The sequence below is a fragment of the Calothrix sp. PCC 7507 genome (assembly GCF_000316575.1).
Taxonomy (GTDB): Bacteria; Cyanobacteriota; Cyanobacteriia; order Cyanobacteriales; family Nostocaceae; genus Fortiea.
Genome location: NC_019682.1, coordinates 4,176,063 through 4,200,064, shown reverse-complemented (window position 1 = coordinate 4,200,064; position 24,002 = coordinate 4,176,063). Strand labels below are relative to the sequence as shown.

Below are 24,002 nucleotides of genomic sequence, written 5' to 3'. Positions count from 1 at the left end.
TTGTATCTATCTACTTATTGAGAAATTCTTTCTTTCCAAAGACCCATAAGCTTTGTCTTAGCTCAATGCGTTGATCGCATAATTGAGGTAAGTATTTGCTTCACCAGCAACATCACCGCTCAAACCATGATTGTCACGGACAAATTCTAGAGCAGCTACATACCAGCTAGGAGACAAACCAAGAGCGCCGTTAAGTTCACTCAAGCCGGCAACTACATATTCATCCAAGGGACCAGTACCGCCGACTACAGCACAGTAGCTGATGGTGCGGAGGTAGTGGTCAATATCGCGTACACACTTGGATTTGCCTTCTGGGGTAGAGGCATATTGTGGGCCATTTAGCTGAGTGGTGTAAGGAAATTTTTGATAGACATGATTTGCTGCGGCTTCTGACCATTTTTTGCCATTGTTTGTGAAAGCTTTAGCAGCTTCTAAACCTGCAGAAGCACGGTTGAAACGACCAAAAACCGCTTGTAATTCGGTATTGCTGAGGTAGGAACCGCGAACATCAGCGGCTGAGATCGCTTCGGTCAAAGGCGTTTTCATGATTCTCTTAATCTCCTGAATTTTTGGCTAAGTTACTAACAATCAGTTTGAAAAAAATCTTGGATAAATACGCTTCTTAAACAACTGCAGAAGCAGCACGATCAAAATAGCTAGCAACTTCAGAAATCAACTGGCTACAATCACCTTTGGTGATACCTTTAGAGTCATTAGCAATGTTAATTGCAGCTTCTTTTATTTTTTGAATTCCTGAAGCTACTGCATCACCAGGAGTACCTAGAGCTTGATAGGTTTCGCGCAGACCATTCAAGCAGCGCTCATCTAGCACACTAGCATCACCTATTAATACTGAATAGGTGACATAACGTAAAATAAAACCTAAATCACGGATGCAAGCAGCTTGATTGCGGTTGTGGAAACAAGCACCACCAGCATTAAATATTTGAGGACGTTCTGCAACCAAAGCGCGGTAAGCATTAGCTACAATGGCGTTAGAGTTGCTGGTGAGACGGTTTACTACATCTAAGCGCTTGTTGCTATCAGCTACAATTGCTGATAATCCGTTGATTTCATCAGCACTGAGGTAAGAACCTTTTCTATCATTTTGTTCAACAACTCTAGAAAAAGCATCAAGAACCATGTTTATTGCTCCTAAAAGTTATCACAGCTTTTATTGAGGTTAATAGCAATTAATCATTCAGGACAAAACTGCAACATAAAGCACGGCAATATTTGCATTTTTTAAAATGAAATAACTACCTTATTTTATGGAATTAGCTAACCGGAAAAATCTCTGTTTTGCTTGTTTTTTTAATTGCTTTTCAAACCTCTTTGTATTTTATATATCGCTTGTATGAGTTTTAAATTAAGTTTTGTTAAACAGTGTTAATCGACACGGATTTATACAAAAGTTGTTTGTCAGCAACACTTGTACTTTGATTAGTCAATCAATGTCTTTACAATTAGAAACTTTGCTTTACACAACTTTACTAAATTCTGTCTTGTCTCATGGCATTAGTAATAAATCAAACTCACAATTGCGGTCATGCTGATCGTAAGACGGTTTGCATAACCTTTTGAGAAAATTTATCAAAAAAATCTGTATTGAATATCACTTTATTTTTATTTATTTTTGATGACATGAAAATAGTTCTCATTTTGATAAAAAATTGCCAACAACATCGCTGATGGCAAGTGTTTACAGCTATTTCCTGCCTTTGCTGAGAGCTAGCCCTGATTTGTATTGTTTTGTAAACTTAAGTAAAGATAAATCTGAAAATTGTTGCAGATTCTGATTTTAGGAAGAAAACGCAGCCCGTCGTCTGAGAACTTGTAGCAGAGTTGTCAAAGTTTGGGGAGGGGGTGCTGTCACCTCAATGTCATTTCCAGATAAGGGATGTTGCAACTTAAGTCGCCAAGCGTGCAATGCTTGACCAGGTAAATTTACGCCGACTGAACGACCAGAACCATAAACTTGATCGCCGACAATAGGATGACCCATTTTGGCGCTGTGGACGCGAATTTGATGGGTGCGTCCAGTTTCTAGCTGGAAATGAATTAATGTGTAGTTACCCAGACGTTCTTGGATTTGCCAATGAGTAACCGCAGACCTTCCACCTTCTTCTATGGGGACAATTGCCATTTTCTTGCGATCTTGGGGATTGCGACCGATGGGTAAATCGATGGTGCCACTTTCAGTTTTTGTAGTACCATAAACTACACCTAAATATTCTCGACGTGCGGTTTTTGCTTGAAGTTGCGCTTGTAGTTGTTGATAGGCGATATCGGTTTTAGCGATCGCGATCGCCCCAGTTGTATCCTTGTCTAAGCGATGGACAATACCCGGACGTTGGACTCCGCCAATACCTGGGAGGTTAGGACAATGTGCTAATAGTGCATTAACTAGTGTGCCACCAGGATGACCAGGTGCAGGATGGACAACCAAGCCAGCTGGTTTGTTGAGTATAAGTAGCTGGTCATCTTCATAGAGAATATCTAGGGGGATGTCTTCTGCTTGGAGTTCTAGGGGTTGTACTGCAGGGATTTCTACAAAAATGCGATCGCCTACTTTCACATTGATCTTTTTAGATGTGCAGACTTGATCATTGAGATGAACGTTACCCTGTTCGATTAATTGTTGGATGCGGGAACGAGATAAATCTGATAATTCTTCAGCCAGGTAACGATCAAGGCGTTCCCCTTTTTCTTCAACTAGTAAATTAAATTCTGTCAGCATTTTGGGGATTGGGGACTGGGGACTGGGGAACAATGAACAGTAATCAGAGAAAGGACTGATAACTGATAACTGATAACTGATAACTGACCAATCACGATTGTTCTAGATTAATTCCTCTTTCTTGCAGTAAAGCACGGAGTGCTTGCAACTCTGCTTCAGCTTGTTGGGCGCGTTGACGTTCTTGTTCGGCTTGGTTTTCGGCTTGTTCAGCCCGTTGACGTTCTTGTTCCAGTTGTTGGGCTAGTTCTAAATAAGTCCGAAACCGTTGTCCATCGGGACGATAAATTTCTAGTTCACTATCTAATAACTCAAAGCGAATCCCCAGACGAGGACTAACCCAACCAAGCATTTGTGGAATCGCGGTTAATTCACTACCGGAACGCAACCAACCACTTAACTCAAATTTATCTGGGTCATATAAATAATATTCTTCCACCCCATAGCGATCGTAGAATTTGTATTTTACGAGCATTTGTTGAAAAGTGTTCCCAGGGGAGAGAATTTCAAACACCACTTGCGGGGGAATATTATCTTCTCGCCATTGCAGGTAAGAACCGCGATCGCCCTTTGGTCTGCCAAAGACTACCATAGCATTAGGCGCTTTACGGTTGCCGTTTTCTCCCTCAACGGGATACCACAATAAATCACCTGCAACGAAGACGTTAGGGTCATTGGCAAACAACAAATCCAAGTTTTTTTAATTAATACAATCAACTCAAATTGTTTTGTGTTGTCTGCCATTGGCTGTCCGTCGCTGTCGGGGTAAATGATATCCTTTTTGCTGGAAAGTGGCAGTTGGGTAACCATTGGTGTCAGCCCCATTATTTCACAAGTGGTATTGTCAATTTTAACGAACCCTGTTCTACCAAGGGAGAATCAGCTCAAGATTAACGACGAGATTGAGTAATCAGGCGATATAAACGCAAGATACACCCTCTATTTTTTCTTAATTAGGTTAAGCGATCGCAATTTCACAACAAGATGTCGTTAGGAATAAAGTTGTTGTCGTTACGACACTAAGTTTTGTCGTTAGGAATGAAGTTGTTGTCGTTACGACACTAAGTTTTGTCGTTAGGAATGAAGTTGTTGTCGTTACGACACTAAGTTCTGTCGTTAGGAATGAAGTTTTTGTCGTTACCACCTAAAGACAAGACATAACTATTTTAAGGGCGTTGATACTTTAACTCATGATGGCTGAGTTTTCTTTTCCGGCTGGTTAGGAAATGAACACTCCATTGTTACCTTAAGATTACTCTCAGCCGTGCCTTTAGTTACGTAAGGTATACCCGCCTCACCACCGATTTTAATGCCAGATTCGAGAGTAACTTTATCAAAATTAGCAACAGGGATTTTCTTAAAAGCATTCAGCGTATAAACAGTATAATCTCTAATTGTGCCTTCAATGGCTTGAAAATTTTGTACGAACTGTTTTTGTGCAGCATCAGCATTCCATCCCTTATCAATTAGCGCTTCTTCCTCTCCGTCTGGCAAAACTTCGATACTAACTGGCGGTGCATCGACATTACCCGTGGCTTCAATGTAAATAATGATGCCCTCTTCTAACTGGATAGGTGTAAGTTGCGGCATAGGATAAGTCTCGGATAAAACAATTGCTTGAATGATTACTACACCATTTTTACGGAAAATACGGTAAATTTTCTGTAGAAGCTGGAAATAATGCGACTAAACTATCATAAAGCTTACTAATATGAGTCGAGACGCTTTAGTGGTGGGAATTAATACGTATGACCGCTTAAGAAGTCTCAACGCGCCTGCTGCAGATGCGGAATCTATAGCCCAAATCTTGGACAAGTACGGGGATTTTCAGGTAACGCGCCTACCTGCTGTCAAAGATAAGGAAAATGAGACAATTCGCATTGGTAAGCAAACTAAAGTTAGTTTAACTCAGTTAGAAAGAGCCATAGTTCAATTGTTTAAACCAGATGGGAAGCCGCCAGACACAGCATTGCTGTATTTTTCTGGTCATGGTTTACGGAAAAATATCGGAATTCAGGAAGGCTTTTTAGCAACGAGTGAAGTCAACGCCGATGCCGGTAATTGGGGATTATCTTTGCAATGGCTGCGGCGACTGCTGCAAGAAAGCGAAGTAAGACAACAAATTGTAATTTTGGATTGCTGCTATAGCGGCGAAGTGCTAAATTTTGCAGAGGCAGATCCAGGCGATCGCGGTAAAGGCAGAGACAGGTGTTTTATTGCGGCTTCTCGTGATTTTGAAGTAGCTTTTGAAGAGATTAATAGCCAACACAGCGTTCTCACCGCCGCACTGCTGCAAGGTTTGGAACCCAAACAAGACCGTTGGGTGAGTAACTACACTTTAGTAGACTTGCTCAATCAAGAACATCACCCATTCCCCCAGCGTCCAATTTTTGCTAACTCTGGTGAAGCAATTAATCTCACCCGCAAATGGAATTCCTCTGTTGTTAACTCCACAGTACAGGTATCAGCTATTTGTCCTTACAAAGGGTTGTCTTATTTTGATTGCACCGAAGCAGATGCTAACTTATTTTATGGCAGAAAAGCATTAACCGACGAATTATTAGAAAAAGTGCGATCGGGTAATTTCCTCGCTGTGTTGGGAGCATCAGGAAGTGGTAAGTCTAGTGTTGTCAGAGCAGGTTTACTTTATCAATTAAAGTTAGGACGCAGGTTATCAGGTAGCGATACTTGGCAGTTAAAAATATTTCGACCAGGGATTAATCCCTTACAAAATTTAGCCCTGGCATTTGTAGAATCAGAATTATCAGATATTGAACGCGCATCTCAATTGGCGAAAGCTGAAGAATTAATTGCCAAAGGCGCAATCGGTTTAGGACAGTTGATTACTGCTGCACAAACTCAGCGCGTGGTGTTAGTGGTAGACCAATTTGAGGAAACTTTTACTCAATGTCAAGACATTACAAAACGACAGCAGTTTTTTGAATGTGTGCTAGGTGCTTTGCAACGAGATGACAATAAACTCTGCTTAATAATCACAATGCGAGCTGATTTCTTTGGCAAATGTCTGGAACAAGAGTATGGCGGACTAGCTAAGAAAATTCAAGAGCATTTAGTAACAGTAACGCCGATGATTCGGGAGGAATTAGAAACAGCAATTATCAAACCGGCGCAACAGGTGAATTTAGCAGTAGAACCGGAATTAGTTTCTCAAATGATTGCAGATGTAGAAGATTCACCGGGGAGTTTACCGTTGTTGCAGTACACGCTGACAGAACTATGGCAGCAAAGAACTGAAGAACGGTTAACCCTAACTGTGTATAGCAAACTAGGTGGAGTCAGGGGAACCCTGCAAACACGCGCTACAGAAGTTTATGAGTCATTATCACTTGAAGAACAGCAAGCAACAAAGCGGATTTTTTTAGAATTGACGCAGTTGGGAGAAGGAACAGAAGATACCCGCAGACAAGTTTTGCAACGAGATTTAGTTAGTTCGCAGCATCCAGAAGCTGTGATTAATAGAATAATTCAACGGTTAGCTGATGAGAAGCTAGTTGTCACCAGTACCTTATCTAATCAAATTGCTGTGGTAGATGTGGCACATGAAGCACTGATTCGCCATTGGTTGCTATTACGCAAATGGATTGAGGAAAGTCGGGACATACTGCGACAAAAGCGAAAAATTGAAGCGGCAGCTATTGAATGGCGAGATAGGCGAAGGATTAAGGATTATCTTCTTCATGGAAAGCGGTTGAGAGAGGCAGAAGATTTTTACAAGCAACAGACTGAAAACTTAAAATTATCTGACCTATCTATTAAGTTTATTCAAGCAAGTGTCAGACAAAGACGGAATAATCGCTTTCGGTCAATTGCTGTTTTCTTAATTATCCCGCTGGGTTTATCAGTATATGTGGGCATAGTTATTGAGAAACAAATTAGGATAAACCAACTTTGGCAAACTGTTGATACTGCTAGAGGAAAGAAGGATAGTGACGCAAGAATTCAAGCACTGGAAAAACTAGTTCAAGCTGGTGAGAGTCTAACTAGTAAAGATTTCAGCGGTGCCAACCTCAGCAGTGCCAACCTCAGCCGTGCCAACCTCAGCAGTGCCAACCTCAGCCGTGCCGACCTCAGCAGTGCCGACCTCAGTGGTGCCGACCTCAGCAGTGCCGACCTCAGCAGTGCCGACCTCAGGCATGGCAACCTCAGCAGTGCCGACCTCAGGCGTGCCAACCTCAGCATTGCCAACCTCAGCATTGCCAACCTCAGCAGTGCCAACCTCGGCGGTGCCGACCTCAGGGGTGCCGACCTCAGCAGTGCCTACCTCAGGGGTGCCAACCTCAGCTATGCCGACCTCAGGGGTGCCGACCTCAGGGGTGCCGACCTCAGGGGTGCCGACCTCAGGGGTGCCAACCTCAGCAGTGCCAACCTCAGCGATGCCAACCTCAGCATTGCCAACCTCAGGGGTGCCAATCTCAGCAGTGCCAACCTCAGCGATGCCAACCTCAGCGATGCCAACCTCAGCAGTGCCAACCTCAGCGATGCCAATCTCAACAAGGTCAACCTCAAAGGTGCTACTTACACTCATAAAACTAAGTTTCCTGAGAATTTCGAGTCTACTAAGCAACAAATGTACTTAATTGCTCCTAATGCCGACCTCAGGAGTGCAAACCTCAGCGGTGCCGACCTCAGCGATGCCGACCTCAGCAGTGCCGACCTCGGCAGTGCCGACCTCGGCAGTGCCAACCTCAGCCGTGCCAACCTCAGCCGTGCCAACCTCAGCCGTGCCAACCTTAGCAGTGCCGACCTCAGCGATGCCAACCTTAGCAGTGCCAACCTCAGCAGTACCGACCTCAGCAGTGCCGACCTCAGGCGTGCCAACCTCAGCGATGCCAACCTTAGCAGTGCCAACCTCAGCGATACCAATCTGTACGATGCCAACCTCAGCCTTGCCAGGTTTATGACTCCTGAGCAAGTTAAATCTGCTAAAAATTGGGATCAGGCTAAATATGACAAAGATTTTCGAGCCAAACTAGGTTTACCACCAGAGCCAGCTAAGTGAATATTTTGGATTGCGTTTTTACTTCTACCCAATCCCACAATGCAACTTTTTGCAAACTTTTTCTACATTATTATTCGGCTAAAAGTAGCTGTTTTGTTGTCTTCTTTGCGGCTATGGGCAAAACAAAAAGATTTATTTGTCAAAGCGAGCAAAGCGATCAGAGATTGCTTGGCTGGCAATCAGTTTTTATAATTAAGCGATCGCACTAAACAAAGACGAACCCTGCATCTAGTCTGAAAAAATGGTGTTCAAGAGCGATCGCTCTTTTCAGAGATTGCTTTGCTGGCAATGAGTTTTTATAATTAGGCGATCCGCCAACCCTGCATCTAATCTTGAAAAATGGCATCGAAAAGCGATCGCTTGACTCTGAAATTCATTGCCATGATGTCTTGATACAATTGCTCTGTGCTATCAATGGTGATTTTTCCATCTATCTGAAGTTTCTTGATGACTGCTAAGGTTCCCTTAACGTTTAATCCTAGTCGAGTTGCTTCTTTTCTGGCTGCGAAGTCATCTAAAATTATATAGTCTGTCTGTAACTCAATACCTAAAGCAATCGCTTCTGATTCTCCTTTTCCTAATCGCATATTTAAGCTATTCGCTAAGGATATTAATTGAATTTTCCTGACTAAAATTTTGTCAGAATCAATCAACGCTCTCACCTGCTGAAAAGAGTGGTCAAACTTAGCACTGATTTCTTCGGCAACAAACTTAGGTAAGTAAAATTCATCATCAGAATCTAGAAAAATATCCAGAAATTCCAGACGTGATAAAAAAATTAATGGAGAAGAGTTAAAAACAATCTTCACAAAGTTTACCAATGCTTCTCAATTGCAACATCCTGCGGGGCTAAAAAAGAAAACTCCAGCCCCATCAAATCTAATAGTTCAAGAAAAACATCAGGCTCTATATCCATAATTTCTGCCGCTTTTTTTAAACTAATTATTCGGGAAAATAACGCTCCCAACACGAACAAAAATGTTTCTTTTTGTTCAATATTATTAAATAGTGGAATTTCCGAAGCAACACTTCTTAATACTTCCTTGCTAGTCATGAGTTTTTCAAGTTACTGACTGTATATACTTCTAGAATAGAAGATAGGCGGCTGAAAGACGCAGCTACATAGGCAGAACCTACCTGCGCGAGTTGAAAATCAAGGATTTTCTGCTATTCCGCGCAGGATTCAGTTTTATCTTACCTTGAAAGCATATTCTCTACTGGTTCAATAAGGCGATCGTCCTCTCAATCTCTATACTCGCTTTGTAGATAAACCTCGTCTACCTTGAGAACTGTAGCTTTCCACAAAGACCTTGAGATTGCTTCCTTACGTCGCAATGACGCATTTGAATCGTTAAAAAACTCCGGGTTTCATCATGGATGAGGTTTAGCTAAGGGACTGGCTGATTAATAATGTACCAATTGAGTAGCCACAATTATCATCGGTGCGCGACGCTACAAAATCATCTATTGCTCTACTCAATGTATTGTTGTGGCGTCACACACCCTACGTGTATTTCACAAATCAAATAAGAGTCCTAAATATCCCCAACTTTCTTAAAAAGTCGGAGATATGACAAAAGTCAAATTACGATACATTTTTAGTATTTCCGGATCATAAATAACATATTCATCCTCTTGAATAATTTTCATGAATACTTTATTTATTTGGCATAAATTTACAGATTTTTATTAACTTGTTCTGCAAATCTATAGTAATCTAAATTTTAGTAAGTCACTCACTTACCATCTACCCTTTAGCTGCAAGTAGCTATTCACTACACGCGTAGATGCGTTTGCGTAGCGTCTCGAAGAGAAGCAGCTTGTCGTTAGACATCGCTGCATCAACTATTTGCTAACTCGCCTTTGCTAGAAGGTGGCTATTCTTAACTGTTCCTATCAAACTCTACAATCTCAAATCTGTGTAAATTCTGGAATTCTTCAAGTTGAACCATAAGGTGAATCTTAAATCTGTAGGGAAAGTTACACTTCGTCAATGCACTGGCTAAGGTGATACATTACGCCACTAGAACTTCTACCGTTAGTAAAATTTACTCTCCTTGGCAACATCTAAATTACCCTGCTAGAATTTTGTTTTTACTTTATAAATTACCTCCTAAAAACACTTGGTTGCAACTGATACCCTCTACTTTCATCAGTGAACAGTAAACAGACTGATAACTGTTCACTGATAACTGTTCACTGATTTAAGCGTGTTGTCTGACACTTCAGTAACTAGTGCAATCTCCAGCCAAGAAGCCCTATGAGGGGCTAGAGGCGATGGTCTAGATATAGCACTTGCGCTACTGTGAGATGAGCTAGATTAGCGAAAGATACAGAAAATAAATCTGATTTTTGGAATACTGTTTCCTGACAGCAAGTTGAGCCATTTTAGTATTTGGCAATAGCGTGGCTTTGCTACTAAACGCAATTTGTAGTTAAATATACTACAGTTTAGCAGGGAGTGGGGAGTTGGGAGTGGGAAAGGCCGTACTCACTCAAATTTGAACCGTTATCTTGATTTGAAAGTACCTCCAACCCGATCCCTGTGATGTTAAGAAAGGGTTTCCAGCAATTTCAATTTCAAATATTGATTTTATCTCAGAGCCGTCCCAATGAAGACACTTCCTATTAGTAGATATAGATTCTTTCAGAAGTTACAACCTCTATCTTTATTAAAAAGAATAACTAATAAATCTGTTACTGGGTGTTTGCAAGTATTCAGCGCATCGGGATCTTGGTCAATATATATTGAAGAAGGTAGACTAATTTATGCTTGCTATTCAGAGCAAATGTTTGAACCACTTTACAGACACTTGCAACGATTGAGTCAGCAAGTTTCTACTATTCCTAGAGGAATTAATGAGCAGTTGCGGGCGATATTTGAAACGGGTATTGATAATCAAGCAATTCCGAATCCCGATTATCTGGCTATTTGTTGGTTAGTTAATCAAAACTATATTAGTCCTTCACAAGCAGCAGTATTAATAGAACAATTATCACTAGAAGTTCTGGAGTCGTTTCTGAGGATAGAAGAGGGGAGTTATGAATTTATTCCCGAAAGCTTTTTGGATGATCTACCTAAGTTCTGTCGTCTGAATCTCCGCTTATTAGTGGAACAGTGTCAAAAGCCTAGGCGGATCACAGATCAGTCTTTGAAAAATGAGACATCTCAATCTACAATCAAAACGCAGTCACCAGCTACTCAAGAACAGCGATTGCAATTTTCCCGGATAACGCCACCGCCACCAAAACATCTCACGCCATTACCAAGTGCTAATAGCCAGAGAGCAACACAATATTCTCACAATAGCTTTTCCTCTCAATCTACTAACAAAAAAATCTACACAATTTTTTGTATTGATGACAGTCCAGCCGTATTGAATGCTATCAAAAGTTTTTTAGATGAACAAATATTTGCTGTCGTCGGAGCTACAGATTCTTTAAAAGCTTTAATGGTAATTCTTCGCACTAAACCCGATCTGATTTTATTAGATGTGGCGATGCCAAATTTGAATGGGTATGAGCTATGTTCTTTGTTGCGTAAACATTCACATTTTAAGAACACACCTGTAATTATGGTAACGGGTAAAACAGGATTAATCGATAGGGCCAAGGCGAAAATGGTCAGAGCCTCCGGCTATTTGAGTAAGCCTTTTAGTCAAGGTGATTTACTAAAAGTAATATTTCAACACATTGTTTGATTTCCCGAATAGCATAGTGAGAACGGCAAAGCAACTTCTTGATTTGGGAGCTTTCAGTTTGAGTATTACTTGGGTTGGCAAAATTTTGATTCTGCAAGATTCTCTCAGAGAATTGGAGCTAATGAGTCGTTATCTCAGGGATCAGGGTTATAAAATTATTAGAGCTTCTAGTGCTAAAGAGGCGATGGAAATAACTTTAGAAGAAAAGCCAGATGCAATTATAACTGATGCGGTGATGCCAGGAATGAGCGGTTTTGAATTTTGTCGCTTCCTCAAGAGAAATCTCTCTCATCAACAAGTACCAATTGTGATTTGTAGTGATGAAAAACAGGCTGTTCAACGCTTATGGGCGAGAAAACAGGGTGCTGATGCTTATGTAAGTAAGCCCTACAGTGGGGAAGATTTATTGATGGCGATTCAATCAGTTATCAGTGAACAGTTATCAGCTATCAGTTATCAGTTTGTTTACTGTTCTGATGTGAAGCTGGACGATAACTAGACAAAATGCTGTGCATGTTAACGACAGATCCGATGACTGCGATCGCTGGGGCACTAAATTTAGTTTGCTCTACTTGCTCTACAATTGTCCCTAATTGACCAATTAATTCTTCTTGTTCTGGCCTTGTACCCCAACGCACCAAAGCTATCGGTGTCTCTGAACTCAAGCCAGCAATACTCAACTGTTCGACAATATAAGGCAGATTGTGAATGCCCATATAAATTACAATTGTTTCGGAACCGTGGGCGATCGCACTCCAATTTACTGTCGGTCGATACTTACCCGCTGACTCATGACCAGTGACAAAAGTTACTGAAGAACTATACAGCCGATGGGTTAAAGGTATACCTGCATAGGCTGGGGCAGCAATTCCCGATGTGATACCAGGCACAACCTCTACAGCGATCCCAGCCTGGATTAATTCTGCCATCTCTTCGCCACCACGACCAAATATAAAGGGATCGCCACCCTTGAGCCGCACTACTATTGCATGATCTTGAGCTTGATCAATCAGCAGTTGGGTTGTCGTTTCTTGCAGCAATGAATGTCGTCCCATCCGCTTCCCGGCGTTGATTTGCTCTGCTTGGGGGTTAATCATCTCCAAAATTGCTGGACTCACCAAAGCATCATAGATAACTACATCCGCACAACCCAGTAGACTCTTACCCTTGAGTGTCATGAGTCCTGGATCTCCTGGCCCCGCACCGACTAAATAAACCTTTCCCAAAAATCTGTTCTCCTGTTTTTCTGTGCGGTTCATGTATCTATCAAATCCCAAATTAGCCCAGCTAATTCCGTACTTGCACCCAAAGGTTCAGCCAGATAAAAAGTCACGCCAGGGAATTGTAATTTTAGCGTTTCTACGGACTGAGCGATCGCATCGGTAATGCCACCAGCGAATAAAAAGTATGGCAAAATCGCAATTTCCTGTTTACCTACAGCCACCAACTCTTTCACCCGCGATTCTAAACTAGGCGGCACAGCCCAAAAAGCAACCACTGCGCCCAAATTGGCGGCTAATGCTGCAACTGGCACTTCAGAACCCGGACGACGGCTACCATGAGCCAATAAAATCCATGCTGCTTCATTTTTAACAGCCATTTGCTTGGCGAATAAAGAACCTAATCTAGGATGACTACCTAAATATGGTTGTAGGTCAATTATCACATCTTCACCCAAAGCCTGTTGAGCCAAAGCTATTTCTGCGGGAATGTCTGACATTACATGCACTCCAGGCAGCAGAAATATAGGTACAATCTTCAGGCGATGTCCCAGGACAAGCGGCTGCGCCTCTCCACAACTTTTAGCAAATTGTTTAATCTGCTCATGCAAAGGTTGTGGACTAACTTCTAAACAAGCTATACCCACCGATTTTGATTGATTGTGATTTACCAGTGCTGCTAATTGCTGCATCGCAATTTCTGGACGACGATCGCGGCTGCCGTGCGACACTAGCAGGTATGAGCAGGCGTTAGTATTATCAATATTTTTAGCCATAATATGGGATTTAGCGTTTTAGTGATTAGAACTCTTGCATAAATATTTTATGGTATGATAATTGGTTATTCTAATTTCAGTTTTTGGTGAGAGGTAATAAATTTTTTCGAGCAAGTATTATCAGGTGATCGCTAACTGTAGCGACAACGCACAACAGAACAATTCCTATAGCGGTTCTCTGTCGTGTGCAATACAATCGAGGGCGGGAAAACCCCGCCCCTACAGGATTTGCGATTCAAAACTGTACCTCACTAATCTAAAAACCGCTATAGAAGCAATCAATCGCTTTGTTTGGGTAGCAGATTACGCCCGCTTTTGTACAATTTTAGAGTTATAAATTAACAGTTGCTTGGAAGAAAAATATATAGAGTTCAGAAAATTAGTAAGTTATCTAGCGCCGTTTGATGCTGAAACTTTAGAGAAATTGTTGGAGATTGAAGAATAATTTGGAGCCGACAATAGAGCAATTGAAAACATTTTTCAGGGTGTGTGTTAGGGCGAGTAATTTATTACAAACTATTGAGTTGGTAAGGTTTGACACTCGCTCAAATCGAATAGTTGTTTTGGTTGGTGAAACGCTACAAAGCGAAATTTTGAGCAATGGGGAGGAAATTTTACAATGACTGACTACTTAACTTTGAATGAAAAAGAACTGCGACAATATATCAAATCTCACCCTACCGATGAAGAAGCTTTTCAACATTATCTGACCATCATGAGAGCCAAACCAGGGCGTGTTGTTGTCAGCACTGAAGAGCAAGCTCTGATAGAAACGAGAAAAAGATTAGCTAACTCGGACTAACTACCACGTGTACGCAAGCTGTACAACCAATCTTCGTGCAGCCACAATCCGCGGCGCATACAGGCTAATCGCTGGAGCAAGCGCGGCATCCTACAAATACTTAATTTTGTTCAAAAATCAAACCGGATTCCTATAATTTCGGCTAAATTATTAGTAGGGAAAAGGGTAAATGAATCAGGCTACTTACATGCTTGGGGGTGAAAATTTTTTCATCGGGACTGCCTCCTTAATAAAGTGAATGTTGACAGGTTGCTAGTTTTGCAGTTAAAGCATTGATGTGTCGCCATAATTGAGTGCCACCAGCCCAAATGTGCGAAGGTAAATGTCCTTTGGGGGCTGACAAGCTAAAAGATAATTTCTGTAGGGGAGAAGTAGAGTTGGGGAGATTCCAGCCAATAGCCGCGCAAAACTGCCCATAATCACCGTCAAAACTTGCGTAAATTTGTTGCTGTACAGTCAACCCAAACCGCCCTTGGCTGTACTTGATCCATAATTGATCGATTATCTGTAAATCTTCACAAGGCAGCTTTTCAATATCACCACTAAAAAGATAGCTGCCAATTGGCTTTGAGATTGCTTGACACATCACCGTCCAAGTTTCTTTGTCTGCTTGTTGCCATTTTTTGGCAGCGAGTAAATCGCGTAAGTGATGGTAGTCAACTCCTGCTGAGGAATTCAAGGTATTGACTGATTTTGGTTGAACAGGCTGATAAGTTAGGGCTTGCATGACTTCAGCCGCAGATTTATAGCGTTGGGAGAGGGCAATTTGGAGTAACTTATCGAGAATTTGACCGAGGCGAGTGTCTATTTTCGTTCCACTCGGCAAATAATCGCGCCATATCCAGCGATCGCTGCTAATATCAAACAAATCAAAGGGAGAAATCCCCGTTAATAAGTAGATACAAGTCACACCTAAACTATACAGATCACTTGCTGGTAAAGCTTTACCCCGTGTTTGTTCCGGTGGCATATATTCTGGGCTACCGATGTTAGTCCCCGTGTGTAACAATGCTGTAGCCGTGATGCGTTTGGCGACTCCAAAATCAATTAAAACTAGATCCCCCTGTTTTTCCCCAGGAGTGCATCTCCGCATGATATTTGCTGGCTTAATATCCCGATGAATTACTTTTCGGGAATGGATGAATTGCAGTACTGGCGTTAAATCTTTGAGAATGTCCCAAATTTGCTGTTCGCTAAAAACACCCTGCTGCAGTTCCTCTACCAGCGTCTGTCCCTCAATCAACTCTTGCACTAAATACAGGCGATTGTCTAATTCAAAGTATCCTAGCAGTTGGGGTATTTGGGGATGTTGCAACTCATTGAGGCGAACTGCTTCTTGGCGAAATAATGTCACTGCCTTCTGAAAGCTTTCCTCGTGCTTCTCCGGAAAACAAAATTGTTTAATTACGCATCTGGGTTTTTCAGGAAGGTGTTCATCCACAGCCAAAAAAGTCATACCAAAGCCACCTCGGCCGATGGGATGAAGTAGATGATAGCGATCTTTGAGCAATAGTTGTCCACCACATCTGATGCAAAATCTTGCCGTGTCGGAGTTGTGCGGATACAGACAGCTAATGTTAGGGCAGAGTTTCATTAGAATGTAGAGCTTTTCCTGGGTCTACCTATAAGTGTTCCCCATTAGTCCCAGATTCTCTCCCCACGCTAGTACAGGTTGGCGTAAATAAACCATTCATTGTAAATCGCTCAAAGGCTGGCTATACAGCTTTCTTCATTTCAGACTTCAGACTTCAGACTAGCCTGCGGCAAGCCGCTCCGCGTCTACAGACTTCAGCCTTTTTGTGCTAGACCTTACTGTTCTTCGGCACGGTAAGTATAAAAATTATTAAATGCTGCCACAGTCTCAAATTTGTAAGACGGTATCCAGGAATTCAGTTTTAAATCTGTACGGTAAATACTAAAAATCATGAAATCTTGCTGCTTTGTAGTGCTAGCAATAATTTCCCGCATTTGTGGGGTGACTGACTCCACTGCTTTCTCACACTTAAAATTGACCAGACTTTCGATAAATCCCTGCGTTTTTTTGCAGACATCGGTTTTTAAGTATTGCGTCAGCCGTTGCACAGCATAATCTTCATATTCAGCCTGTTTGGGATTTGTCACAGCCATTGTCACACCCAAAATGGCTAGCCCTGCTGCTCCTAGATATGTAAGAATAGTAGAGGATTTCATGCTTACCAATTATAATTTCCTGTAGTTATTAGACAGCAAAGACTCCAGATTAACTGAGTCCGTTCCTACAAAAAAATACTGGAAAATACTTGATCGATTCTCCAAAAATTGCTATAATCACAATTGTCGAATGGCGAGCGTAGCCAAGTGGTTAAGGCAGTGGTTTGTGGTACCACCATTCGTGGGTTCAATTCCCATCGTTCGCCCTTTCTCAGTAACTAATATTACATTATTGACACCCCAGGAACAGACCGTCATGTGGAATACTTGCACGTATAACTTTAGCAAGAATCCATCACAAAAGATTTAATCGGCCTTAGGGTAGAAAATTATTCCTTGGGGGTGTTGCTATGTTGGGTGGGCAAACAACCGCTATGCGTGTTAACTTAACGCGAAACCCATAGCCCGCCTCAGAATGAATTCTGAGTCTAATAGCAAAAGTCATCTAAAGATGACTAAAAATTATCACAAATCCTCAGTTTACTTGAGTAAACTTTGCCTATTAGCCCTGAGCGGAGTCGAAGGGCGGGTAGGTTAGCCTTGCAATAAGCCATCTGTAGCTTAAGTTGACACGCATGAACAACCGTTCGTCCCTACATTATCTTATGGGTGGGAGGGCAAGCAACCCTGTTTCATTTCCATTCTTCTAGCAAGCGATCGCCCACTCGTAACGCATTGGCAATAATGGTGAGTGTGGGATTGACGGCGGAACTGGAGGGAAAGAAACTGCCATCGACTACATAGAGATTATCCACATCATGGGTACGGCAATTGATGTCGAGTACGGAAGTTGCGGGATCTTCGCCAAAGCGACAAGTGCCGCATTGATGACCGACTGATTGCAGTGGCATCATGTTACGGGGGTAAATGCTAAAGGGGATACAGTGTTCTGCGCGATCAACTTGTTTGAGAATGCTCACCCAGCGTTTAGCTAGGCGATCGCTTGCTTCTAAGTTGTTGGGTTTGTATGCTAAGTAGAGGCGATCGCTCTCAACCCGCACACGATTCTCAGGATCGGGTAAATCTTCAGTTTGTAGCCACCAGCCAACTGTATGATCGGCAATGGTTTTGAGTTCTGCACCTGGCCGTAATTTTAAAAGTGGCGCCAACAGCGCGGGAACTTCGGCGGGTAGCATATCTGCAAGCACATTACCTGTATTTTGCACAAGTCCCATTGGATAGGGAAAATCGGGTTCGCCCCAGTAAAAATCACTAATGGCGATCGTCTTTTGATAAACAGCCGGATTGAGTTTTGTATTGAGTTGCACCATTGCCGTGCAAACATGTTTCATCAAGTTTCGCCCCACCTGATCAGAACTGTTTGCCAAGCCATGAGGATGTTGGTCATTAGCAGAACGCAATAACAATGCTGCCGAATTAATTGCACCGCAAGCAACCACAACAATATCACTCGTAAAATATTGGAGTTCGCCGTTAATCTCAGCTTCCACGCGGGTGACTTCCCGGCCAGAAGGACTGGTGTGTAAGCGTGTCACCTTGGCTTCGGTCAATAGGGTAATATTTGTGTGTTGACGAATCGGTTGAATACAGTTAACTTCAGCATCAGCTTTGCCATCAGTTAAACAAGGAAAACCATCACAGGTATTGCAGCGAATACAATTCCCCAGACTTTTATCAACTTCGTTCAGTTTCAACCCCAATGGCAGATTAAAAGGATGCAAGCTGGCTTGTCTCAGACCGTTGACAAGTTCCTGCATTCGCGGTTCATGGTGTACAGGAGGATGGGGATAAGGTAAACTTCTGGGTGACTCGGTGGGATCAACACCAGCTTCACCATGAACATCATAAAGCTGCTCTGCTTGGTTGTAATAAGCTTCCAAGTCACGGTATTTCAAAGGCCATGCTGGAGAAATACCATCCTTATGTTCCACCGGCTCAAAATCGCGTTCTCGTAGTCGCAACAAAGCAGCACCGTAAACTTTGGTGTTACCACCCACCCAATAGTTTGTTGCTGGACGGAAGGGTTTATCGTTCACATCGTACCATTGCTCTTGGGTGTGATACCGCTCTAACTGATATACTTCTAGGGCGCTCCAATTTTCCTTTTCTCTGGGGAGAAATGTCCCCCGCTCCAAAATTAAAATCTTCTTGCCACTGGGTGCGAGATGATAGGCGAGTGTGCCGCCACCTGCGCCAGTGCCGATGATAATCAAATCGTAATGGGTGTTTGTTGTCATATTTGGGTGTTGGATTTGAGGCTTTGCTGATTGAAAATATAAATTTATTTCACGCAGAGACGCGGAGGCGCAAAGAGGAAGAGTTTGAGAGAATGCTGCACAAAATAGGGTGTATTGAAATCTCAAATTCCTCATTCCCTTTGCGCCTTTGCGTGAGATAAATTCATAATTGTTCTCTAGAAATGGGTAGACGATCGCTCAAGTTGTAGTTACAGCGAAAAATGCAGCGTTTGTGATTGTCGTGATGCAATTTGGCACATTTGACGGCGCGATCGCCAAACAGATATTGATATACTGCTGATGCTAGGAACATGCCGGTAGGTGGCACTATCAAATACAGCCAAAATGCTGTCCAAATCTGAGCCGGAAAGGCGGATGCAAGGCTGCGGGCAGGGTTCATGCTGAAGCCGGAGAGGGGGGCTTCAAAGAAGACATAAAGCATGACTAGAAATCCAGCAAACAGCCCTGTGAAGCGATTGAGTTTTTGGTTATTACTAGCGAGCAAAACTGTCATCATCATCACAAAGGCGATCGCTAGTTCACCCAATAAAGCCGCAACTAAACCTAGTGTTCCTGGGGTTGTGACGATGTAGTTCACAGGCGCTTTGGTGAACACTTGACCTAAGAATAGGGCTACGAGATAAACACCAAGTAATCCACCCAAACATTGAAACAGAATGTAAAAAATAGCATCCTGGCGTTTGACTTTCCCCAGGCGATAGAAGGTGAGAGTGACAGCAGGATTCATGTGTGCGCCGGATTGCTTCCCCCAAGGAGAATAAATCAGGGAAATTGCTGTCAGCCCCATGAACACGCCGATTAAAAACCGCCGCACATCGCCATTGGGAATTGCTTGATGAATGGGAGAACCGGGATACTCAAAGGCACAGGTAAACAATCCCGCAGCAATCATAAATAAACCCAGTTCTGCTGCTTCCATTAAGTATTCTGGCAAGTGTTTTTTTAATGTTTCCATATTTTTTTTCTCACGCAGAGGCGCAGAGGCGCAGAGAAAGAGAGAAGTATTGAGACTCCGGAAGAATGAAAATCTCTTTGCCTATTGCCTATTGCCTATTTGCCTCAGAATCCTGCGCCCGGTGTTCAGCATTTTGCATAATCATGGCGGCGACTAGTCCTGTCCAGCCTGTTTGATGGCTAGCGCCAATCCCCGCGCCGTTATCTCCATGAAAGTATTCGTGGAACAAAATATAATTGTGCCAATGGGGATCGGACTGGAATACTTCTAGACCGCCATATACTGGACGACGACCCGCATTATCCTGTTGAAAGATTGCCACTAAGCGATTAGACAGGGCGATCGCTACTTCTCGTAGTGTCATTTCTTGCCCGGAACCTGTGGGACATTCCACCTTGAAGCTATCTCCGAAGTAGTGATGAAACCGCCAGAGTGCTTCCACAATTAAGTAGTTTACCGGAAACCAAATCGGGCCGCGCCAGTTAGAGTTACCACCAAACAGACCTGTGGTAGATTCAGCAGGTTCATAGCGGACGCAGTAATCATAATCACCTTCATGTAAAGTATATGGGTGTTCTTGGTGATACTTGGAGACTGCGCGAATTCCGAAGGGACTAAAAAATTCATTCTCGTCCAGCATCCGTTGGAGGATACGTTGTAACTTTGAGCGGTAAGCGATCGCTAACAGTCTTCTCGCTCCCACTCCCGGTGTTTCCATACAAGCAACATTATCCTTTAAGTCTGGACGGTTGCGAATGAACCATTGCATCCGGCGTTTGAAGCCTGGAAACCGTTGTAAAGTTTCTAGTTCCAAAACTGTGACAGCATACAGCGGAATTAACCCTACCATTGAGCGCACTTTCAACGGGAATTGCCTACCATCAGGCAAATGCAGCGCATCGTAGTAAAAACCGTCTTCCTCATTCCACAGTGAAATATCTGCATTCCCAATGCCGTCAATCGCATCGGCAATGTAGAGAAAATGCTCAAAGAATTTGCTAGCAATGTCTTCGTAAGTCGGATCGTTTTTGGCAAGTTCCAGGGCGATCGCTAGCATATTCAAACAATACATCCCCATCCAGCTTGTACCATCGGCTTGATTGAGATGTCCACCTGTGGGTAATTCCTTACTGCGATCGAACACGCCGATGTTATCCAGTCCCAGAAACCCACCCTGAAAGACGTTTTTACCTTCTACATCTTTGCGATTTACCCACCAAGTGAAATTCAGCAACAGCTTGTGAAAAACCCGTTCGAGAAAAGAGCGATCGCCTTTACCATAAAACTTCTGCTCAATCTCATAAACCCGTAAAGCTGCCCACGCCTGCACCGGTGGGTTAACATCACTAAATGCCCACTCGTAAGCAGGTAATTGACCATTAGGCTGCATGTACCACTCGCGGGTGAGGCGATCTAGTTGCAGTTTGGCGAAATCTGGATCGATGACAGCTAGGGGTATGAGGTGAAACGCTAAATCCCAAGCTGCAAACCAGGGGTATTCCCACTTATCCGGCATTGAGAGAATATCTTCACTGAACAAAGAAATCCACTCATGGTTACGTCCTAGCTTGCGTTCCGATGGAGGTGGTGGTTGTTGGGGGTCGCCCTTTAGCCAATCATGAACGACATAGTTATAATACTGCTTACTCCACAATAAGCCAGCAAAAGCTTGACGTTGGATATTGCGCTCATCTTCCGACATGGAGAACGGGGAAATGTGCTGATAAAACTCATCAGCCTCAGCAATGCGCGTCTGTAAAATCGTGTCAAACTCAGCGCCAAAGGGGTCTTTTAGTGTTTGTACATCACTCAACCGCAATAGCACAGTTTTAGTTTCACCTGGATTAATTGTTAATGTATAGTGAGCCGCGAATTTTGTGCCGATGCCGTCGGGATTGACTGCGGCTGTCTGCCCATTCACTACATAATCATTAATGCCATCTTTGACATAAGGTGAGCTATTGCTGAAACCATACAATCGTTCGTGGTTCGTTTCGTTATCAGTAAACAGAAGTTCCGTACCCCCTTCGCAGTACAGCCAGCGAGTTCCTAGGGTAGGATGCTCGGCTTCTACTAAACTGAAATTGGTGTCTGAGCCTACCACCTTAATAAAAGGCTGCTCCATTTCCGAATTCCAAGCCCAGATATTGCGAAACCAAAGCGTTGGTAATAGATGTAGCGTGCTGACTTGTGAACTGCGGTTAGCGATCGCAATCTGAATCAAAATATCTTCTGATGCGGCTTTGGCATACTCCACAAACACATCAAAATAGCGGTTATCGGCAAAGATGCCCGTATCTAGTAGCTCAAACTCCGGTTCAAATTTGCTTCTGCGGCGATTTTCTTCAACTAATTGTGTGTAAGGGAATGCCTGCTGGGGATACTTATACAAGCATTTCATGTAGGAATGAGTGGGAGTATTGTCAAGATAAAAGTAATACTCTTTAACATCTTCCCCGTGATTGCCTTCCGGCCCCGTGAGTCCAAATAGCCGCTCTTTGAGAATTGAATCATTGCCATTCCACAGAGCGATCGCAAAACACAACCGCTGGCGACTATCAGAAATGCCAGCAATGCCATCCTCACCCCAACGATAAACACGCGATCGGGCGTGATCGTGAGGAAAATAATCCCAAGCAGCACCGTCACGACTATAATCTTCTCGCACAGTGCCCCATTGGCGATCGCTGAGATAAGGCCCCCAGCGTTTCCAGTAGGCGACACGCTCCCGATCCTGCTGCAATCTTATTTCTTCCGGTGTCATAGCTATTTTTAAAAATGGGGAATGGGGAATGGGGAATGGTGAGTTATTAATACTGGTGCATCAGTTTTTAATACTCGCTGACGAGTCTTAGAACTCCGTTAATGAGTGATTAATATTCGCTGACGAGTATTTTTCGTCAACGAGTTTTTGAGCCTCGCTGACGAGTAAATTAGTGGGGTGGGCGATGCCCACCTTATGGAAAACTGTGTCGTTACACTATTTTTTTGCTTTCAAGTCAGTGCCGACGATACTACCTGCTTTTGTCTAAATCTGTTAACCGATAACCTGAGATAGCAACTGCAATCGAGATCAAAGCAGCTACAACATTGGGATAAATTGCGATTCCGCCCAACTCAGGCTCACGAATATTGCCAAGAACCGGATCATTGAGAAAACCATAGGAAGTCCCAGGCCAAAATCCAGCAGCGATTAGTCCAATCCAGAATGCAGAACCAAGAAATGCGGCAAGTCCCATAGAAAAGCGATCGCTTATGGGACGAACCTGCAAAATCGCTAATGCGGCGCTTCCCAAAGAAGCGGCAGCAAAAAACGACATAGCGCAATGCAGCTTTGCATGAGGTAACCACGCGGGGTTATTCATGTGACCATTTGCCAACAAAACAGCGTCAACACCAATGGGAACGATAATTGTCGAAAGTGCTGCGGCTGTGAGCAACCATTTGGCAAGTTTTGCTTGATGCATATTGACTTTTCCTATTTAACTAATGAATAAGCGTTTGAGCTTCGTACTGAAAATTTTCCCTGTGCCCTTTTATTTCCATCGTGATCACAAGCCGCCCACCCAATTCCCAATTTCCTGCTTTTACTGCTCCTGATAATTCCAGAGCAATCCACCATCGACAAAAAATGTCGTACCCGTCACATAATCTGATTCGGAAGAAGCTAAGAACGCCACGATAGATGCAACATCATTGGGTTTACCCAATCGTCCCAAGGGAATGTTTTTCAGGAGTGCCCCCAACTTCTCTGGATCGTTCAAAAGTTTGGTATTGATGGGAGTTTCAATCGCCCCTGGTGCAACATTATTGATAGTGATGCCATAAGGAGCTAGTTCCACCGCTAAATTACGGGTGAGCATTTTCAAGCCTCCTTTGCTGGCACAGTAAGCCGCAAAGTGGGGAAAGGGCAATTCTTCGTGTACAGAACTAATGTTAATAATCTTCCCTGGTTGCTTAATTTCCAGTCGGTGTTTCACAAATGCCTGTGTGGCAAAGAATACCCCTTTGAGATTCACATTCATGACGGCATCATAATCAGCTTCAGTCACATCCCAAAAGTCGGCGTTCTTTTCAATACCTGCATTGTTAACTAAGATATCCAGTGTGCCGAAGTGGGCAACACTATCTGCAATCATGCGCTGCACATCAGCAACAGTGCCAGTATCTGCCTGAACTGTAAACCCGTCTACCATGTGACATTTACCACCAGCAGCCTTTACCTTAGATAATGTTTCCTCTGCGCCTTCGGGATGAGAGCGGTAGTTGATCACAATACTCGCCCCTTCCTGTGCCAGACGAATAGCGATCGCCTGTCCTATTCCTTGGCTACTACCTGTAACTAGTGCAACCTTTCCTTCTAGTTTCATACCCGTTCCACT

General features: G+C 43.1%; 18 protein-coding genes, 1 tRNA gene and 2 pseudogenes. 5 read left to right on the top strand and 16 right to left on the bottom strand.

Annotated elements, in window-relative coordinates:
• Positions 1 to 57 precede the first annotated feature (57 nt).
• From CAL7507_RS17900 to CAL7507_RS17880, 5 genes and pseudogenes are all read right to left on the bottom strand, one after another.
• Positions 58 to 549: a phycocyanin subunit alpha gene (locus CAL7507_RS17900; protein WP_201447909.1), complete on the bottom strand. Its 492-nt coding sequence runs from the start codon at positions 547 to 549 to the stop codon at positions 58 to 60.
• A 73-nt stretch (positions 550 to 622) separates the two neighbouring features.
• Complete coding sequence (locus CAL7507_RS17895; RefSeq protein WP_015129892.1) at positions 623 to 1,144, bottom strand: phycocyanin; 522 nt, start codon at positions 1,142 to 1,144, stop codon at positions 623 to 625.
• Between the two features lie 657 nt (positions 1,145 to 1,801).
• Positions 1,802 to 2,740, bottom strand: a complete 939-nt coding sequence (locus CAL7507_RS17890; protein WP_015129891.1) for an RluA family pseudouridine synthase — start codon at positions 2,738 to 2,740, stop codon at positions 1,802 to 1,804.
• Positions 2,741 to 2,831: 91 nt separating this feature from the next.
• Positions 2,832 to 3,547: pseudogene (locus CAL7507_RS17885) on the bottom strand (Uma2 family endonuclease).
• A 378-nt stretch (positions 3,548 to 3,925) separates the two neighbouring features.
• Positions 3,926 to 4,327, bottom strand: a complete 402-nt coding sequence (locus CAL7507_RS17880; RefSeq protein ID WP_015129890.1) for a CU044_2847 family protein — start codon at positions 4,325 to 4,327, stop codon at positions 3,926 to 3,928.
• A gap of 121 nt (positions 4,328 to 4,448) precedes the next feature.
• Here CAL7507_RS17880 and CAL7507_RS30165 point away from each other — a divergent pair, with 121 nt between their 5' ends.
• Entirely contained in the window at positions 4,449 to 7,757 is a 3,309-nt protein-coding gene (locus CAL7507_RS30165) for a pentapeptide repeat-containing protein (protein WP_015129889.1), read from the top strand.
• A gap of 326 nt (positions 7,758 to 8,083) precedes the next feature.
• On the opposite strand, the gene CAL7507_RS17865 is transcribed toward CAL7507_RS30165, so the two are convergent.
• Both CAL7507_RS17865 and CAL7507_RS17860 read right to left on the bottom strand, forming a co-directional pair.
• On the bottom strand, positions 8,084 to 8,566 hold the full coding sequence (locus CAL7507_RS17865; protein WP_015129887.1) for a hypothetical protein: 483 nt from the start codon (positions 8,564 to 8,566) through the stop codon (positions 8,084 to 8,086).
• A gap of 5 nt (positions 8,567 to 8,571) precedes the next feature.
• On the bottom strand, positions 8,572 to 8,811 hold the full coding sequence (locus CAL7507_RS17860; RefSeq protein ID WP_015129886.1) for a hypothetical protein: 240 nt from the start codon (positions 8,809 to 8,811) through the stop codon (positions 8,572 to 8,574).
• 1,558 nt (positions 8,812 to 10,369) lie between these two features.
• Here CAL7507_RS17860 and CAL7507_RS17855 point away from each other — a divergent pair.
• Both CAL7507_RS17855 and CAL7507_RS17850 read left to right on the top strand, forming a co-directional pair.
• On the top strand, positions 10,370 to 11,458 hold the full coding sequence (locus CAL7507_RS17855) for a response regulator (RefSeq protein ID WP_015129884.1): 1,089 nt from the start codon (positions 10,370 to 10,372) through the stop codon (positions 11,456 to 11,458).
• Between the two features lie 58 nt (positions 11,459 to 11,516).
• Positions 11,517 to 11,885 (top strand): annotated as a pseudogene (locus CAL7507_RS17850) (PleD family two-component system response regulator); the annotation flags it as partial.
• Positions 11,886 to 11,907: 22 nt separating this feature from the next.
• Here CAL7507_RS17850 and cobA read toward each other — a convergent pair.
• Together cobA and CAL7507_RS17840 are read right to left on the bottom strand one after the other, a co-directional pair.
• Positions 11,908 to 12,717 (bottom strand): uroporphyrinogen-III C-methyltransferase, encoded by an 810-nt coding sequence (gene cobA, locus CAL7507_RS17845; protein ID WP_015129882.1) that lies wholly within the window; start codon positions 12,715 to 12,717, stop codon positions 11,908 to 11,910.
• On the bottom strand, positions 12,714 to 13,454 hold the full coding sequence (locus tag CAL7507_RS17840; RefSeq protein ID WP_015129881.1) for a sirohydrochlorin chelatase: 741 nt from the start codon (positions 13,452 to 13,454) through the stop codon (positions 12,714 to 12,716). The genes cobA and CAL7507_RS17840 overlap by 4 nt, the downstream gene beginning before the upstream one ends.
• Positions 13,455 to 14,073: 619 nt before the next feature.
• Here CAL7507_RS17840 and CAL7507_RS17835 point away from each other — a divergent pair.
• Positions 14,074 to 14,256, top strand: a complete 183-nt coding sequence (locus tag CAL7507_RS17835) for a hypothetical protein (protein WP_015129880.1) — start codon at positions 14,074 to 14,076, stop codon at positions 14,254 to 14,256.
• Positions 14,257 to 14,482: 226 nt separating this feature from the next.
• Here the strand turns inward: CAL7507_RS17835 and CAL7507_RS17830 are convergent, their stop codons facing one another.
• Positions 14,483 to 15,850 (bottom strand): serine/threonine-protein kinase, encoded by a 1,368-nt coding sequence (locus tag CAL7507_RS17830; RefSeq protein WP_015129879.1) that lies wholly within the window; start codon positions 15,848 to 15,850, stop codon positions 14,483 to 14,485.
• A gap of 215 nt (positions 15,851 to 16,065) precedes the next feature.
• On the bottom strand, positions 16,066 to 16,446 hold the full coding sequence (locus CAL7507_RS17825; protein ID WP_015129878.1) for a DUF4359 domain-containing protein: 381 nt from the start codon (positions 16,444 to 16,446) through the stop codon (positions 16,066 to 16,068).
• A 133-nt stretch (positions 16,447 to 16,579) separates the two neighbouring features.
• Here CAL7507_RS17825 and CAL7507_RS17820 point away from each other — a divergent pair.
• Positions 16,580 to 16,652, top strand: a tRNA-His gene (locus CAL7507_RS17820).
• A gap of 426 nt (positions 16,653 to 17,078) precedes the next feature.
• On the opposite strand, the gene CAL7507_RS17815 is transcribed toward CAL7507_RS17820, so the two are convergent.
• The 5 genes from CAL7507_RS17815 to CAL7507_RS17795 all read right to left on the bottom strand — a co-directional run bounded on the left by CAL7507_RS17815 (position 17,079) and on the right by CAL7507_RS17795 (position 23,990).
• Complete coding sequence (locus tag CAL7507_RS17815) at positions 17,079 to 18,644, bottom strand: GMC oxidoreductase (RefSeq protein WP_042341397.1); 1,566 nt, start codon at positions 18,642 to 18,644, stop codon at positions 17,079 to 17,081.
• Between the two features lie 163 nt (positions 18,645 to 18,807).
• Positions 18,808 to 19,620, bottom strand: coding sequence for an MIP/aquaporin family protein (locus CAL7507_RS17810; protein WP_015129876.1), 813 nt, complete (start codon positions 19,618 to 19,620; stop codon positions 18,808 to 18,810).
• 88 nt (positions 19,621 to 19,708) lie between these two features.
• On the bottom strand, positions 19,709 to 22,384 hold the full coding sequence (locus tag CAL7507_RS17805) for a hypothetical protein (RefSeq protein WP_015129875.1): 2,676 nt from the start codon (positions 22,382 to 22,384) through the stop codon (positions 19,709 to 19,711).
• Between the two features lie 250 nt (positions 22,385 to 22,634).
• Positions 22,635 to 23,087 carry a hypothetical protein gene (locus tag CAL7507_RS17800; protein WP_015129874.1) on the bottom strand — a complete coding sequence of 151 codons (453 nt, stop codon included), beginning with the start codon at positions 23,085 to 23,087 and terminating at the stop codon, positions 22,635 to 22,637.
• A 120-nt stretch (positions 23,088 to 23,207) separates the two neighbouring features.
• A complete protein-coding gene (locus tag CAL7507_RS17795; RefSeq protein ID WP_015129873.1) occupies positions 23,208 to 23,990 on the bottom strand; it encodes a glucose 1-dehydrogenase in 783 nt (260 codons plus the stop codon).
• Between the last annotated feature and the right edge of the window lie 12 nt (positions 23,991 to 24,002).

Bases quoted from the DNA above. Each gene is read 5' to 3' on its own strand.
- CAL7507_RS17830 (WP_015129879.1), bottom strand. From the start codon at position 15,850: ATGAAACTCTGCCCTAACATTAGCTGTCTGTATCCGCACAACTCCGAC.
- CAL7507_RS17860 (WP_015129886.1), bottom strand. From the start codon at position 8,811: ATGACTAGCAAGGAAGTATTAAGAAGTGTTGCTTCGGAAATTCCACTA.
- CAL7507_RS17835 (WP_015129880.1), top strand. From the start codon at position 14,074: ATGACTGACTACTTAACTTTGAATGAAAAAGAACTGCGACAATATATC.
- CAL7507_RS17890 (WP_015129891.1), bottom strand. From the start codon at position 2,740: ATGCTGACAGAATTTAATTTACTAGTTGAAGAAAAAGGGGAACGCCTT.
- CAL7507_RS30165 (WP_015129889.1), top strand. From the start codon at position 4,449: ATGAGTCGAGACGCTTTAGTGGTGGGAATTAATACGTATGACCGCTTA.
- CAL7507_RS17800 (WP_015129874.1), bottom strand. From the start codon at position 23,087: ATGCATCAAGCAAAACTTGCCAAATGGTTGCTCACAGCCGCAGCACTT.
- CAL7507_RS17840 (WP_015129881.1), bottom strand. From the start codon at position 13,454: ATGGCTAAAAATATTGATAATACTAACGCCTGCTCATACCTGCTAGTG.
- CAL7507_RS17805 (WP_015129875.1), bottom strand. From the start codon at position 22,384: ATGACACCGGAAGAAATAAGATTGCAGCAGGATCGGGAGCGTGTCGCC.
- CAL7507_RS17825 (WP_015129878.1), bottom strand. From the start codon at position 16,446: ATGAAATCCTCTACTATTCTTACATATCTAGGAGCAGCAGGGCTAGCC.
- CAL7507_RS17815 (WP_042341397.1), bottom strand. From the start codon at position 18,644: ATGACAACAAACACCCATTACGATTTGATTATCATCGGCACTGGCGCA.
- CAL7507_RS17855 (WP_015129884.1), top strand. From the start codon at position 10,370: ATGAAGACACTTCCTATTAGTAGATATAGATTCTTTCAGAAGTTACAA.
- CAL7507_RS17880 (WP_015129890.1), bottom strand. From the start codon at position 4,327: ATGCCGCAACTTACACCTATCCAGTTAGAAGAGGGCATCATTATTTAC.
- CAL7507_RS17895 (WP_015129892.1), bottom strand. From the start codon at position 1,144: ATGGTTCTTGATGCTTTTTCTAGAGTTGTTGAACAAAATGATAGAAAA.
- CAL7507_RS17795 (WP_015129873.1), bottom strand. From the start codon at position 23,990: ATGAAACTAGAAGGAAAGGTTGCACTAGTTACAGGTAGTAGCCAAGGA.
- CAL7507_RS17810 (WP_015129876.1), bottom strand. From the start codon at position 19,620: ATGGAAACATTAAAAAAACACTTGCCAGAATACTTAATGGAAGCAGCA.
- cobA (WP_015129882.1), bottom strand. From the start codon at position 12,717: ATGAACCGCACAGAAAAACAGGAGAACAGATTTTTGGGAAAGGTTTAT.